This is a genomic window from Acinetobacter sp. S4397-1 (assembly GCF_024129285.1).
Taxonomy (GTDB): domain Bacteria; phylum Pseudomonadota; class Gammaproteobacteria; order Pseudomonadales; family Moraxellaceae; genus Acinetobacter; species Acinetobacter lwoffii_C.
Map to the genome: position 1 here is coordinate 1 of NZ_JAMXXZ010000016.1, position 15,673 is coordinate 15,673.

Sequence of the window (15,673 nt, forward strand, 5' to 3'; positions counted from 1 at the left end):
TTAAATCCATAAATAGGTGTCCACTTAAATTTAAGTGGACACTATCGCGGTATTAATGAGTTAGAAAAAGTGGGGTTCAGCGGACGCTTACGCATATTAATAAAAAGATTACTTAGATTCTTTTCACATTAAAAAAGCCTGTATAACCAAGCTATACAGGCTTTTTGTAACTCACAATATCGCAATTTAATTTAATATATTATTGATCTGTTCTTCCAAACTACGCCCAGATTCATCTATATTAGCTCAAACATGCTATGGCTCATTCTTTCTAATTATCCAACATCACTGTTCATACCGCTTCTCCAACTTCTACATTTGGTACTATATTTTGCATAATAGGTTTAATATCAAGAACGTTATAAAGTTGCTCTTTCAGTAAGGCTTTTCTCTTTTCATGGAATTTTAAAAATTCTGTAAATTCTAGGGAAACATCATTTGGGTATAAGCCTGTTGATCGAATTGCCTCTTGGTCAGCTTTAGATTGCTCTGCAAACCAATCTTCTAAAGGCTTATCATTTTTACCTGAGTTCCAGCGACCATTCAGTAACTGTAAATTTGGCAGACTATCCTTGAGATCAATCATTTTTTGATGTAGTTCTACTGGTATTCCTGCTTTAGACATTTCAGTTTTATTGAACTTAGATTTTGGATGAATATGATCTTGTGCAAAATTGACATCACGCAATCTAAAATCTGGATTCAGTAATACCAAGATATTGAACGTAATTGCACCATATTCTCTTGATAAAACATCGTCAATATTGTCATCAGTAACGAGTAAAGATTTACCACCCGACAGTTTTGTTGATTTTAAAACTTCAAAATCAAATTTAGATTGTTTTAAAACATAAATACCATGCTCATTTTTATCTCGTAGTGCTCTTCTCAATTCTTGTAAAACAGACTCCTGAGAGCTACCAAATATTTGCTTCACATTGGCGTGAACCAAGTATTTAATCATTTGTTTTTTACTGATGTCATCTACCTGACCACCTTTATATAAATGGTACACGATTGGCAATAGTGCATTTTGAGAAGGTAAATGTTCGCCTGAATATCCAAACTCATCCAAAATACGCACAGCTCGATCAATTGCTTTTTGAATGTTTTCCCAGCTATTTTTAATTTTTTCTACATTTTCAGCTTTGAAGGAATTTACTTTATATTTCACATCTAAATCTGTGAGATACAAGCACGCTCGCATAATGAATTCATTACCAAATTTGAAACGTTGACCAATTGCATTAATATCTTTATTGAGCTTTTCAATTTTATCTCGACCGTCTGACCAAGTTGCCACTACAGTTGAAAACAATAAATCGGTTTTACTCAGTATCGTTCCACCACTATTCACACGCACAAAAATTTTGAGAATATTTTCTAAATCATTTTCACGTACCTGAAAGTAGCTAATCAGATTTGCATCATGAAGTCGTGCATGTAATGTTTTTAAACCCAATAAAACTTGTGTCTGATGTTGTTCAAATGCTGCCAAAAACATTTTTTGGCCTTGGTGTGCGCTTTGTATTTGAGCTGCTAATGTCTGATAGTACGCTTCAATATCCTCATCGTTATCCCAATACAAGGACTCTCCAACCTTAAACCAGTAACATGGCTTAATTTGATCCTCAATTTTACGTTCTAACTTTTGACTTTCTTTCTCTGTCAAAAAGCTGAATGGATAGTTTTCCGCTTCATTGAGTTTTATTTCACCTGAGTCAATGACATAAGGTAAATTCAGTAAATCAAGGTATAGACGTTTTTCAGGGTAAGCATTTGGGTTGGACTTCCAAGCATAACTGTTTTTAGTTTTATGAAATCCATTAAAACCAATATACATTGAGCTTAGTCGCTGTTGTCCATCCAACACGCCAATGATTTGTTCATGGCTAAAAGCTCCTTCTTTACGACGGTTGTAGGGAGTTCGTTCATCATAGTCTTTTAAAAACTCATAGAACACATAGTCTTTTGCAACTTTGGCATCAAGTTCCCAAAATAGAAAAGCTCCGATAGGATAACCACGCATAATGGAGTCAAATAGGCGTTCAATTTGTTCTTTTTTCCATACAAACTTACGTTGTAAGGCTGGTAAAAAAACTTTGTTTTGCTCTATTTGTCGAGTCACTTCTCGAATTGATAACGTGCTATACCCCATAAATCACCTCTCAAATATTTTACTAACCGCACTTAGGTCAGCTCTGTTGCATAAACAACAAATAATTATTTCAATCAATCAACCTTGGGCTGATAGTTAAATAAACCAATTAAAGTCAAATACTTACTCAATATCAATGATTAAAATAGTGCTACATTCCTATTTTTCTTAAAGTTTTCAGCTTGCTCAAATATCTCTTTATAAACTTCACGTCGATCAATCGGTGGATAGCCCCACTCATCTAGTAACACCATGAGGTCAAACTGTAATTCAGCTTTAATATCTTCTCGCTTGTTCCAGTCAATATATTTTGCCTTATCATCAATAATTGCTTTTACTTCTTTAGAAAGCTCTAATAATTTATCTTCTGGATAAGTGAAATCATATTTATGAGCTAGTGATATCAATATGTCATAAAAAGCTTTTTCTTCGAAATCTATTCCCAATTTCCCAAATGAAGACATTTCCTCACGTAGCTCGTTATACAGCTTAATAATCTCATCAGAGAAATCTTCAATTACCTTTGCCTGAAGTATATCTTGCTCATCACGCTCATTATATTTCTCAACAAGTGCATTCATTTTTTTTGTGAAATCAATACCCTTAATTTTATTGGTCTTTTTAATTTGACCAATCGCTTTAGCGAGCAACTGTTGGAGGAGTTGTAGTTTAGTATTAGGTTGTTTAATGACTTCTAACTTAGCAAGATAGTCTTCATCGAAGATATCTATCTCACCATCTGATTTATCACCTAACTTAAAGATTTCCTCAACCCCATCACTAATCAAAGCATTTTTAACTAATTCACGTACTTTCTGATTCATCTGCTCAACGTCAGGTGCACCACCTGTTGTGATTTTAAAAATGATGGTACGTATAGCTAGGTAGTAATGGATCTTGTCTTTATGAGCTTTTGTTAAATCTGCGCTCCCTACACAAATATCGTAAGCAGACTTAAGACGTTTGGTTAAATCCATAAAAGTTTTTTCAAACTTCTTCGTTCTTAAAGCAAAGTCAGCAGAGGCATTCAAACACTGTAGCTGTTCTAGTGGTGTACCAATATAGTAAAGCTTAGAATCAAATTGATAATATAAATTATCGAGTAAGGCTAAGTGGTCTTTCACAACAACAACGGACTGCTGAATATCATCTAGGTCCTGCTTTTGATTGCCAGTGTAATGCGAAAGCGCAAGATTCATCTGCTTCTTAATACCAACATAATCTACTACTAAGCCACTTTCTTTGCCTTCAAATTTTCGGTTGACCCTTGAAATTGTTTGAATCAAATTGTGCTTTTGTAAGGGCTTATCAATATAGATCGTATCAAGAAATGGCACATCAAAACCTGTTAACCACATATCTACCACGATTGCGATTTTAAAGTTTGATTTTTCATTTTTAAACTGACGATCTAATTCTTTACGGTATTCCTTAGTACCAAGTTTATCCCACAGGTCTTTTTCATCATCTTTATTTCGAGTCATAACCATTTTGACCCGTTCTATTGGCAAGATTTTTTTCTGTTCGCTGTCAGATAAGGTTGAGCCTTCTTCACAGGCTCTAACTTCATTCCATTCGGGACGTAGTTCAATGATATCTTTGTATAGCTGATAAGCCGCTTCACGACTGCTACACACAAACATTGCCTTCGCTTTTTGAGTCGTGCCCTCATTAACACGTTCTTCATAATGCTCAACAAAGTCTTCCGCTATGGCTCTTATACGGTCTGGATCACCTAATATGGTAGACATACTCGCCATGGTCTTTTTGCTTTTTTCAATCTGGTATTCATTAGCACCAGCTTCTGCACTTTCTTTGTAGTATTTTTCTACCTCTTGTAATTGGCGACCATCCAATAAAACTTTGGCTGCTCGACCTTCATAAACAATCCGCACAGTGATTTCATCAAACACCGATTCCACCATGGTGTAGCTATCGACTACAGCACCAAATACTTCCAGGGTGGCATCAATAGGTGTACCTGTGAAGCCAACATAGGTCGCATTAGGTAAAGAGTCATGCAAATATTTGGCAAAACCATAGGTCTTTTTAACACCATCCTCTGTGACAGTAATCTTTTGCTCTAGATTCACTTGACTACGATGTGCTTCATCTGAGATACAAATAATATTCGCACGCTCAGTCAACAATTCCAAATCTTCAGTAAACTTGTGAATGGTTGTCAGGAATACACCACCACTTTTACGACCTTTGAGCTGTTCACGTAAATCTGCACGACTTTCTACGCTAATAATGTTTTCATCACCCACATAAGTTTTAGCATTTGTAAAAATGCCCGCAAGCTGATCATCTAGGTCTGTTCGGTCAGTTATTAAAACAATTGTTGGACTACCTAATTCGACATCCTTCATCAATAAGCGTGCAAGAAAAAGCATGGTAAAGCTCTTACCACAGCCTGTAGCACCAAAGTATGTACCACCCTTACCATCTCGCAATTTATCTACATCAACCAATCTTCCCTGATCATCAATCAATTTCATATGCTGCTTGATATTGGCATATAGCTTGGTTGCAGCATAATACTGCGGGTAACGACAAACGACCTTCTCTTCTTTACTTGATGTATCAGGGATATAGATAAAATTACGAATAACATCGACCAAGCGTGCTTTATTGAATAAGCCACTGATCATAGTTAATAGTGAATTGATACCATCTTTTTCAAGCTTCTCTTCACCTGTGACTTTGCGCCAAGAATAGTAGAACTCATACGGTGCGAAGAAAGACCCCATCTTGGAGTTAACCCCGTCACTAATAACGCATAAGGCATTATATTTAAATAGCTCTGGAATATCACGCTTATAGCGGGTTGTTAGTTGTTTATAGGCATCAAATAAGGTGGCATCTTCTCGAATAGTGCTCTTAAACTCAAACACTATCAATGGCAGCCCATTGATATAGAGAATGCTATCAGGAATACGTAGCTCATAGCCTTGTATCTCCATTTGACTGACGATGCGATAATGGTTGCTGTCTCTAGACTCATCACCAATCACATCATAGTCAATCAACTGAATGTATAAATCTTTCTGTGTGTGATCTTCACGCTTTAATAAAAAACCATCAGAAATAAATTTCATGATGGCTTTGTTAGTGTCGTAAAGATCAGATGCTGAAAGGTATTCGAGCTTATGAATAATCGAATCAATCTCATAATTCGTGATTGATTCGGCTTGATAACGGGTCGCTAGAAACTCACGAAGATCAGACTTAATCAATACATCTTCAGGTTGGCGATCAATATTCTCACCACAACTATGTGTGTATCCCTCAGAACCTAATAACTCAATGATGGCCTGTTCAAGTCGATCTTCTGTAAATTTCATCTATGCGTTCTCCACCAATGCAGTTGCCTCTGAGATTCCTATTTCACCTGACATCAATTTAGGAAGGAGTACCTCTCGAAGCCTAGCTAAAGTAAAATCTAGCTTAATATTGTCTGATACTTTTGATTTCCATTTATATGCTAACTCTGAAAACTCAACCACCAACTTCTCATCAGGTATTAAGACATCTACTACTGCGACTGATTTAGGTTGAGTACGTTGATGACTACCTGTAGAACCTGTCACATAACTCAGAATTTCTGTTTGAACATAGTCTGAACGAAGCAAACTATAAATAAATGCTCTGTGCTTTGGTTTTATAGGAATAAACTGCATAAACTCAGTCGAACAAATAGCTGAATTCTTATCTTTAATATCTACCCACCAAACACGTTCATTCTCAGGGTTTAGCTTTGAGACTAAAATTGAATTAGCGTCTACTTTATATTTATTACTTTTGATACTTTCCCCAAGCTCAAATATTGGCGACTTATTACTATCAAAAGCAGGAATACTAAAATGCTCCCATATCTTTTCTGGGTTAAGATTAGGTTTTATAGAGCTAGTATCTAATGTCGCAAGCTCAGAAAAACTTTTAATTCTCCACCCCTTTGGAATCCATCCCATTTTTTCGGTGAACTCAAAATCATTAGGAAATAGGGTTCTAATAACTCCTTTTTCTTTTTTCTTAACAGCCTTACGTTGTTTTGCCCGTTCCAAAAACTCATCAGGAATTGAATTGCCTACCTCTAAAGCATTATCAATAACAGGATCAAAATCAACAAACCAACTTTTAAATAAAGTGTATGAGAGTTTTTCCAATGTTTCATTAATATTTTGATTTATTTCTATTTTTCTAGAAATAGTTAAGTAAATACTTGCAATTTTATCTTGTACTTCTCTTGTAGGTAATTTTATTTCAAGATTTCTTACCGCATCTTTAGTAATAGTTTTCGTTACAGACCCGTTAGCAAAACTTTTAACATAAGTTTCATTTAATTTCAGGTACATATATAAATATATTGGATTTACAACATCTTCTTTCACTCTCAACAAAAATAAGTTCATTGCCAGTGATACAGGTCTTTTTAAATCAGGCATAAGATAAGAAGAACCTGCGTTAGCTATTTTATTCATGATAATGTCATTAGGATAAACCTTTGACTTAGCTAAAAAATTATATGCATGCTCATTTATATATTTTAAAGAAGAACTAAAGTTGTTCTGTTCAAAATTAGTTGTCCTAATCATAACCGCATAATCAGGTTCATCTAAAAGTTCAACATTTTCTTTAAGTTTTTCGTATGCGCCATTTGCATGATAATCCGTCAGTAACTCTAATAGCTCTCCTAACTTTACGGTCTTATACATCATTTCGGCATACCGTCCATATTAGAAAGTCCATAACCTAATTTCTCTAGGCTGTTACGAATAGTCTCATCTAGTTTTTGAGATTCTTGCATTTGCATATATAGAGTTCGGCTGAGTTCTAACATTTTTGTCTCAAACAGTATGCCATCATCTTCTATTTCAACCGCACCAACATAACGCCCTGGTGTGAGTACATAGTCATTGGCTTTAATTTCATCAAAAGTTGCAGATTTGCAATAACCTGCCTTGTCGGCATAAGCTTCGTAGCCACCAGCATCTTGCTCACCACGCCATGCATGATAAGTGTTCGATATTACATCAATATCATCTTTAGAAAGTTCTTTGGTAGTACGACTAATCATGCTGCCCATATTTCGAGCATCAATAAATAACGTTTCACCTTGACGATTTCGAAGCCCACGTGCTTGGCTATTTGCTGATTTGGCTTGTTTATCTTTACTAATGAACCATAAACAGACAGGAATTTGGGTGGTATAAAACAACTGACCAGGTAATGCAATCATGCAATCAACCAAATCATTTTCGATAATTTGCTGACGTATTTCACCCTCGCCACTGGTAGTTGTGGACATCGAGCCATTAGCTAATACAAAACCTGCTGTACCGTGCTCAGAAAGCTTAGATATCATATGTAATATCCAAGCATAGTTAGCATTGCCTGTAGGCGGTGTCGGATAACCTGCCCAACGTGGGTCATCCACTAATTCATCAGATGCACGCCAGTCTTTTTGGTTGAAAGGTGGGTTTGCCATAATAAAATCAGCTTTTAATGTTTCATGCTGATCTTTAAAGAAGGTATCTGCTGCAACTTCACCTAAATTGCTAGAAATACCACGAATAGCAAGGTTCATTTTCGCTAGTTTATAGGTTGTACTTGTATATTCCTGCCCATAAATAGATACATCTTTGGTATTGCCATGATGACTTTCAATGAACTTAACGGATTGCACAAACATACCACCCGAACCGCAACATGGGTCATAGATTTTACCTTGATATGGCTCAAGCATTTCCGCAATAAGATTAACCACTGATTTAGGCGTATAGAATTCACCACCACCTTTACCTTCTGTAGCAGCAAATTTACCCAAGAAATATTCATACACACGACCTACTGTGTCTTCTTCTGGGTTTTCTAGTGTGTCAATGTTATTGATGACATCAATCAATGCCGAAAGTTTACTTGTGGTTAAACCAAGACGAGAAAAGTAGTTATCAGGTAATGCACCCTTCAGAGATTGGTTTGTCTTTTCAATAGTGCTTAAAGCCGTGTCAATTTTGAGCGCAATATCCTCTTGCTTTGCATTTTGTTTAATGAAGCTCCAACGACTTTCAACTGGCAAGTAGAACACATTATCTTTTGTATAGGCTTGAACTACATCAATATGCTTTTCATAACCCTTATCAATGAGTTTCTGTTTTTGCTTTTCAAAAGTATCGCTGATGAATTTTAAGAAAATTAGGCTTAGAACAATATGTTTATATTCAGATGATTCAACACTACCACGCAATTTATTCGCAGCATCCCAAAGTGCCTCTTCAAATGATTTATCATTCTTTTTTTCAGGTGCTTTTGCCATAACTCTCAATTCTCAACAATTCATTTGTATACGCTGACACAAATTAGATTATTTGCTATGGCATGTAAAGAATGGATGGTTGGGAAAAGCAATATCAAGGATAATTTTCTTAACCTATCATTTGTATTTTAGGACAAAAGACAAACAGTTTAATTAAATACGCTCAAGGCTCTAGTCTTACAACATGATCGTATTTGACAGTTAGCCCAAATAATTAAGTGTAAAGTCACATAGACATACCACAATCTGCATCATGATTTTTTACTTTTGCTTTGTTGATTTCAGCTTTCATGTTATGAATACGTTTCAACTCCAATTCGTATTCATTTTTATAAAGCTCATATAAATTTTCTTCTCTGATTTTCTTCACTTTTTCGATTAATGGCTTTACATCCATTTGAATAATAGGATCAGCACTATAAAGTTTCCAACGTTCAATCTGAGGCACATCTTTGAGTTTTGTTCCGAACTTCTGATTGTAATTAGCATTAGATAGGCATGAAACTTGACTAGGCACTTGAACTTCAATGTCGTATATACGAACTGTCTTTATCGGTGCATATATTTCTAATGATTCATTGATCAGTTTTTCAGTGAGCTGCCTCATGTGCCTGATCTGATGACGCCCTAAGCCTAAAACATCCGCAGTAATCTTTTGCGCTCCTCCACGTTCAGGATTTTTAGGTCTATATTGTCTAAAAAACAATTCTGGTGGTCGCTCAAAGTCATCAAGGGTTGTACGCTCAGAATATTGTAAATGCAAATGTGGTTGATCACTTTCACCATCTAAAATGCCTTTATGATTGTGAATGGCACAGCTATATGGAAATTTAAATTCATCACAAAAAGCATTTATTAAATTCTTTGATAATTCTATTCGTTGTTCTGAGTTTAATTCCTTAGGTAAAGCAATAGTAATATGACTGGATGTACGACTATTCTTTTTTTCATATTTATCAGCAGCAATCCAAAATTTATCCGGCTTATATTCTGCCCACCCAGGCATATTACCTGAGCAAACAAATTCAACTTCTTCATTTAAATCAATCTTGTTTAACTTAAAATGCTTAATTCGAGTAATATAACAATAGCCATTAAATGAACTTTTAGAACTCTGTTTACGATTATGTCTTAAATCAAAATAAAACATTTTCAATAACTCCCTGACAAAAGAGTTAATATATTTTTAAATAATTAAAATAAATCTATTTAAGAAGAAAAGTTCAGAAAAGTGGTTATATTTCTAAATAGGTTTTTCAAGATTTATACGGTAGCGACATGATCTTGAGCAGGACTTAAAGAACAAAAAGTGCCCCCAATAATCAGAAGTCAAGCCTCTAGATGATTTTTATGGTGTAACGCCTATTTCTATCGTGTAACGCACATTTTTTATCGTGTAACGCACCATAAATTATAGTGTAACGATTTATCCTTAATAGTGTAACGCACATAAAAAAGACTCTGAATAAAATATTTTGTATATATATCAATAACTTAAAAATTATATTAATTGGGCTTTTGGTCCCACAGGGCGAGTAGTAGTGTCTTTTTAGTACAACATTTGCAACGCAAATGATGGAATAAAAAGACACGGAGACGAGATAAGAATTTTTTGTGCGCAGCCCAAAAAATTCTTAAAAGCGCCAGCTTTATTAATCGGGTAACTAAGTGGAGAGCAGGATAGCTATTTTTTTGAGATTTTGCATGAAACTCATCATGCATTTTGGGTTCCTGTTAAAGATAGAGCTTTCCTCTAACGTAACGCAAGGAGCCTTCAAATGACAGCCGGTAGACCCAAAAAAATTATCAAAAAAAGTGATTTATATAATTTTCTTTATACACAAAAAGAAGAATTATTTATCACGCCTAAATATCCATGTGAAATAAATTTAATTAATATTCTCGAGAATACAGATTTAACAAAAATAGATTTTAAAAAATTTACAGAAACCCATAAAAATCTAATCAATGCATGCCAATATAAGGAAAATCAAAGAATCAAAAACCATCAAACATTAAAATATATAAAAACCATCCCATTTGATAATTTAACAGACATTGAAAAAAACATTCTGAAAAAAGAAAAAGAGTATTTAGATTATAACCCTAATGAATACTTTAACCTGCAAGAACTACTGAGTAATTATCGTAGTCATAATAATGGAAAAATAAAAAAATGTGTTTCTGAAAATACTCTTTCTGAATATGAAAAACATCTTCTAGCTGAAAAATTAAAACAAAGGAAAAAGAGAAATAGTGTAATATTTTTCTTAGGTGCATCTTTCAATAAGATATATGAAGCATTTTTTGCTGTCTATGGTCGTCCCGTAATAGATACCCTAATAGATATGATGTACATTTATTTCATATATAAATCTAAGATTGAGCACCATCCAACTCTACGCGACATCTTTGATTCTGAAAAAAACAAGCATCTTCCTAACTTTTCAAAACTTGATGAAACACTGAAAGCGATTTCATCAGATCCTAGAAATCCATCACTTAAAAAAGATCGTGATCAGAGTTAAACCAATTAATAGCTCTCAACATTTTGGCATTACCTTCTGATAACACACTTCAATTTAATCTTATTCGGCTCATCAAATGAGCCGGATATCCTTTCTTTTCACTCACACTCAAATATTGGATTGTTCAAAAATCAAGAATAGGACTAAGTACATCTGCTTCTTATAAAAATATATCCATACCTGAATGGCTCATAAAGTGCCTGATTTTCAGTTAAGACCATACTGATACTTACGATCATCTCAAACAGGTCTGATCCATTGGGTCAAAGTGGTCTGTTCTTCTTTATAAATAAAATAAACAATAAAAATAATTGAATATATTTAGCACATGTTAGCTATCACTCTACTTTCCATCTTTTTTAAAAAATTTTATTTCAAGGCCTTGACCAACTTGGCATTGCGGGATAATCTTATCTCAACACGGCAAAATCTGTGTTCAGGAGTGGAAAACCTGTTGTTACTATCTAGGGACAATAAATTGTCGCGCCTGCGGCTATTTTTTTGTCTACTGTTAAGCAGTCGTTATGGCGGTTTGACAGGGCAGCTTCGGCTGGCTGATCCTAGATTCAGTATTTCCACCCCTGTTATACCGCCACCATCTCAAGTGGAAAGTGAGAAGGTGGTAGGTCATCAAAACCTATCTAGGATTACTGCTATGAATCACAAATTCAATGGTGCAACCCCTTGCACGCCAAAAAAACTTGCTAAGCAACTTCTTATTGAAAGCGCAAAACTTCTATCTCACAAACAGCGTCAAGCTTTGTTGGATATTGTCCAGACTTTAGACCAATTAGAAATAAACACTTCTAAAGACATTTCACTCCATGTTGAAACTGAGCAACCGTTTCAAACTGCTACTCCCAGCTATGAATTCCAAGATGAATACAACCAGGAGTATTGGTCTGGTCAGCATTGCGATGCTTATAGTCAGCAGTATCCTGAAGATTGGCTACGCCGAACTCAGCAACGTCCACGCCCAAAATCCCCTAATACCACTTACTAGCCTTAAGTGAGTATTCTCATGACTAAAAAAACAAAGCTGTTAGTCCAAGGCGACTACCCTCTTATTGCATCTCCTACGCTTGCCCAAATGTATGGAATAGCATCCGCAATCTTCTTACAAAAGCTGCATTACTGTTTGCAAAGTAATGAATCTCAAGTAATAGAACAACATAAATACTTTTATCACAGCTATGAGCAATGGGCTGTAACCTTAGGTACATACAGTCCATCTACCATCAAACGCATAGTCTCCAAGCTAAAAAAAGTAGGCATTTTGGTAGTGAAAAAGCTATCTCAAAATAAATGGATTCAAACCAACTTTTATAGCATCAATTATCGAAAACTCAGCAAGCTACTTAAAAGCTCAACCGTATCTGAAAATGTTGAACCTGAAGCTGAAGATCAAAATCAGGGTGAATCAACAGCTTCAACATTATCTAAGATAATGAAAAAAGGGCTAGCTGTTAGTGGATTGTCTGCTTCTTCTCAACAAGCAAAAACCAAGCCTTCTCAGGTTGAAGGCTTACTACATCCATTAGAACCCATGGCTTCAACATCAGTTCTAGAAGCCATGTCACCTGAAAAGCGAGGCTTATATAACCAGCTTTTACAACTGAAGATAGACATCCACTATGATGATGCTCGCCTAGATGAATGGCTGAAACAAAAAAAATACATCATCCGTAAAGCCGCTCATCTCAGAGACCAACTAGGACATCTAAAAATGCGCTGGTATAGCCCTGAGCAATTAGGTTTAGAGTTAAATTAACGCAATATTTTTTACCTATTCAAATCATGCTGACTCAGTGATTATAAAAGTTTGAAGGTATGTGTTTGTATTTCTAATGAGATAATAATGATGATGAATAACCAACCTTATAAAGCAGTCGTTTTTGATGTTTTTGGCACACTAATAGAAATTAAAAACAGCCAATCTCCTTACAAAAAAATGATGAAGTGGCTTAAACAACAAGGGCGCAAACCACAACCAAATGATGCTGCAATGATCATGTCACTAGATGGCAACTTTGCAACATTAGCTTCTTATTTCGGTTATCAGTTTCCTTCTACTTTATTGGAGGAAATGAATAACGCTCTTCAACATGATTTAAAGTATATGCGTGCTTTTGATGATTCTATACCAATGCTGCTTGAGCTTAAAAAGCTAGGCTACAAATTGGCAGTCTGCTCCAATGCAGCAACGCCTTATGGTGAACGAGCACAGCACCTACTTCCACCTTTAGATACTTATGCATGGAGCTTTCAGGTCGGTGCAAATAAGCCAGATCCTTTAATCTACCAACATTTTTTAACTCAAATGAACTGTCAACCAAATGAAGTTTTTTTCATTGGTGATACTCAAATTGCTGATGTAGATGGGCCGCAAAAATTAGGCATGTCTGCAAAAATAATTGATCGTAAAAATGGTGAGAGTCTTTTAGATGTGCTCCAACCCTTGTTAAAAAAATAAATTATAAATCTTTTTTCGAGCTGATTTTTAAGATACCAAATCTGGTACTTAACTCATGATATTGAGGATTTAAGTACCAAATTTTGTACCTAACAAATGGGATTAAATCATTAATTCAGTAAGCATAAATATGATTTTTTTATTTCATAATTTTTTTGAATAACCATTTTTTTGAAGTTTTAAACGAAACGAGTTTTTAAAAAATGTCATGTGCTAAGTTTTCCACATGACGATTTATGACTAGGGAAATTTATGCCTAGCCGTGAATAATTTTTAGATCAGCTCAATTGGCTAAGTAATTTTATGCAAAACGAAATTTTAGATGTTCTTTTAGAACTAGGGCTTACAGCTATCGATTGGGTAGATGCTTCAGTGTTCTCAAAGCTTACAGGCATTGAAGAACAAAAACTTACACATCGGCGAAAAAATTGGCCACAAGATTTAGTTTGGACAAAACAAGATGGAAATATTTACTACTCACTTAGAGGTTATAACCAATGGTTGACAGAACAAACTCAAAAACGTTACCAACCGGCGTTAGAATTAGGGAGAATGCACTCGAAATCAACTTCACCTCTAAAAAGCAGCGCTACTACATTACACTCCCACACCCGCCGACTGCGGAAGGTATCCGTACAGCCGCTAAAATTAGAAGTGACCTCATAAATAAAGCCAAATGGGGGATTTTAACTGAGAATGATATAGCACAAGCAAAAGGCCTTGATGTTACAGAAACTGAATCAATGGATGGTCAGCAAGTCTTATTTCAAGATGTTGCACAAAAATTTTTAAAGTTTTCGATTGCCAATAAAGATTCAAAAAATGGCTATCGCAAAATTTTAGAATGTCATTGGATGCCTTATTTTGCATTAACACCAATAGCCAATATCACGACTGAAGATATTGAGGAAGTCATTATCGATCGTAATTTTCAAACAGCGAAAACATTTAATAATTGCGCCACGCCTTTACGTGGAGTTTTCGAGTTGGCTGTTAAGCATAATCAGATTTCTGTAAACCCTATGAATAAAATTAAGAATCGTAAGGTTCAGGTGGAAACACCTGACCCCTTCACACGTAAGGAGATGGAAGCCTTACTAGCTTGGCTCGACAAAAGCTTACATGATGAGGACAAATTTTATCGGTGGTATTTTGAGTTTGCCTTCTGGACAGGCTGTAGACCTTCCGAAATGATTGCTCTTAGAGAAAGTGATATCGATTGGTTCAATGGCACATTCAAAGTTAACAAAAGCCGTGTACGTGGTTTAGAAAAAAAGGTGACAAAAACACATACGTCTCGAGAAGTATATCTGAATGAACGATCAACTCTGGCTTTGAAAGCTTTGCTTCAATTTAAAAAGGATCAAGGCTACCAAACAGACTATGTGATGCTATGTCCTAAGACTAAGGAACCCTTCTTTAATGAAAAACCACCTAGAGAGCGTCTTGTAGAAGCGATGAAAGCGTGTTCTATACGTCACCGCCCTGCATACAATGCAAGGCATACTTATGCGACGATGTTGCTGATGGATGGCGTCAATCCAATGTTTGTAGCCGATCAACTTGGACATAGTCTACAAATGCTGATCAAACGCTATACAAAATGGTTGCATGGGGATAAAAATAAGCAAGAAATTGCGAAACTTAGCGTAACTCGTACAGCCTAAATACGTCGAAATCAAAAGCTCTTGCAATGAAAAATGTGGCAAATGTGTGGCAATAAAAAAGCCACTTAATATAAGTGGCTGATTTATAACAAGAATTTTGGTGGAGGTGGCGGGAGTTGAACCCGCGTCCGCCAGCACTACGCTCGAGAATACTACATGCTTAGATATCGTCTATTGTTTTAACTCTTTGTGACCCGACGAACAGGGTACAAATCGCGATCCTCTTAATTTAGTACAAAACCCCGAGGCTTGGTTTTATACGGACTTGTGTGCTTGCGCTTCAGTCGGGATCTCTAACCACAAGTATTCAGAGATGCGGACAAGCTGCCCTTAGGCAGCTAGAGCGTATGATTCGTCGTTTGCGACTATTAAAATGCAAATTTGATTTACGAGAGAAAATGCGCTCTCGACATGCATCTATGAGTTTCATCACCAGCGTCGAAGCCAGAAACACCCCCAAAGTAGGCTTCATCATAGCATAACTGTGAAGAATTGCGATGCCATTTTTCAAACAATTACACATTGATG

General features: G+C 35.7%; 10 protein-coding genes and 1 other RNA gene. 5 read left to right on the top strand and 6 right to left on the bottom strand.

Annotated features, from left to right (window positions below; genetic code table 11):
• Positions 1–292: 292 nt before the first annotated feature.
• The 5 genes from NI467_RS09255 to NI467_RS09275 all read right to left on the bottom strand — a co-directional run bounded on the left by NI467_RS09255 (position 293) and on the right by NI467_RS09275 (position 9,627).
• The gene (locus NI467_RS09255) at positions 293–2,158 is read right to left on the bottom strand and encodes a DUF262 domain-containing protein (protein ID WP_067766287.1); all 1,866 of its coding nucleotides are present in this window, start codon (positions 2,156–2,158) and stop codon (positions 293–295) included.
• Positions 2,159–2,298: 140 nt separating this feature from the next.
• Positions 2,299–5,505 (bottom strand): type I restriction endonuclease subunit R, encoded by a 3,207-nt coding sequence (locus NI467_RS09260; RefSeq protein WP_253152499.1) that lies wholly within the window; start codon positions 5,503–5,505, stop codon positions 2,299–2,301.
• Complete coding sequence (locus NI467_RS09265) at positions 5,506–6,879, bottom strand: restriction endonuclease subunit S (protein ID WP_253152501.1); 1,374 nt, start codon at positions 6,877–6,879, stop codon at positions 5,506–5,508.
• Positions 6,876–8,477 (bottom strand): class I SAM-dependent DNA methyltransferase, encoded by a 1,602-nt coding sequence (locus NI467_RS09270; RefSeq protein ID WP_253152503.1) that lies wholly within the window; start codon positions 8,475–8,477, stop codon positions 6,876–6,878. The genes NI467_RS09265 and NI467_RS09270 overlap by 4 nt, the downstream gene beginning before the upstream one ends.
• 226 nt (positions 8,478–8,703) lie before the next feature.
• Positions 8,704–9,627, bottom strand: coding sequence for a MobA/MobL family protein (locus tag NI467_RS09275; protein WP_253152505.1), 924 nt, complete (start codon positions 9,625–9,627; stop codon positions 8,704–8,706).
• A gap of 628 nt (positions 9,628–10,255) precedes the next feature.
• Here NI467_RS09275 and NI467_RS09280 point away from each other — a divergent pair.
• The 5 genes from NI467_RS09280 (at position 10,256) to NI467_RS09300 (ending at position 15,145) form a co-directional block, all read left to right on the top strand.
• Complete coding sequence (locus tag NI467_RS09280; RefSeq protein ID WP_253152508.1) at positions 10,256–11,005, top strand: hypothetical protein; 750 nt, start codon at positions 10,256–10,258, stop codon at positions 11,003–11,005.
• Positions 11,006–11,660: 655 nt separating this feature from the next.
• The gene (locus NI467_RS14925; RefSeq protein WP_374982206.1) at positions 11,661–12,008 is read left to right on the top strand and encodes a hypothetical protein; all 348 of its coding nucleotides are present in this window, start codon (positions 11,661–11,663) and stop codon (positions 12,006–12,008) included.
• 18 nt (positions 12,009–12,026) lie between these two features.
• Positions 12,027–12,776 carry a hypothetical protein gene (locus NI467_RS09290; RefSeq protein WP_253152520.1) on the top strand — a complete coding sequence of 250 codons (750 nt, stop codon included), beginning with the start codon at positions 12,027–12,029 and terminating at the stop codon, positions 12,774–12,776.
• Positions 12,777–12,863: 87 nt separating this feature from the next.
• The gene (locus NI467_RS09295) at positions 12,864–13,478 is read left to right on the top strand and encodes an HAD family hydrolase (RefSeq protein ID WP_017395692.1); all 615 of its coding nucleotides are present in this window, start codon (positions 12,864–12,866) and stop codon (positions 13,476–13,478) included.
• A gap of 497 nt (positions 13,479–13,975) precedes the next feature.
• On the top strand, positions 13,976–15,145 hold the full coding sequence (locus NI467_RS09300; RefSeq protein ID WP_005104739.1) for a site-specific integrase: 1,170 nt from the start codon (positions 13,976–13,978) through the stop codon (positions 15,143–15,145).
• A gap of 98 nt (positions 15,146–15,243) precedes the next feature.
• Here NI467_RS09300 and ssrA read toward each other — a convergent pair.
• Positions 15,244–15,603: a transfer-messenger RNA gene (gene ssrA / locus NI467_RS09305) on the bottom strand.
• Positions 15,604–15,673: the final 70 nt, after the last annotated feature.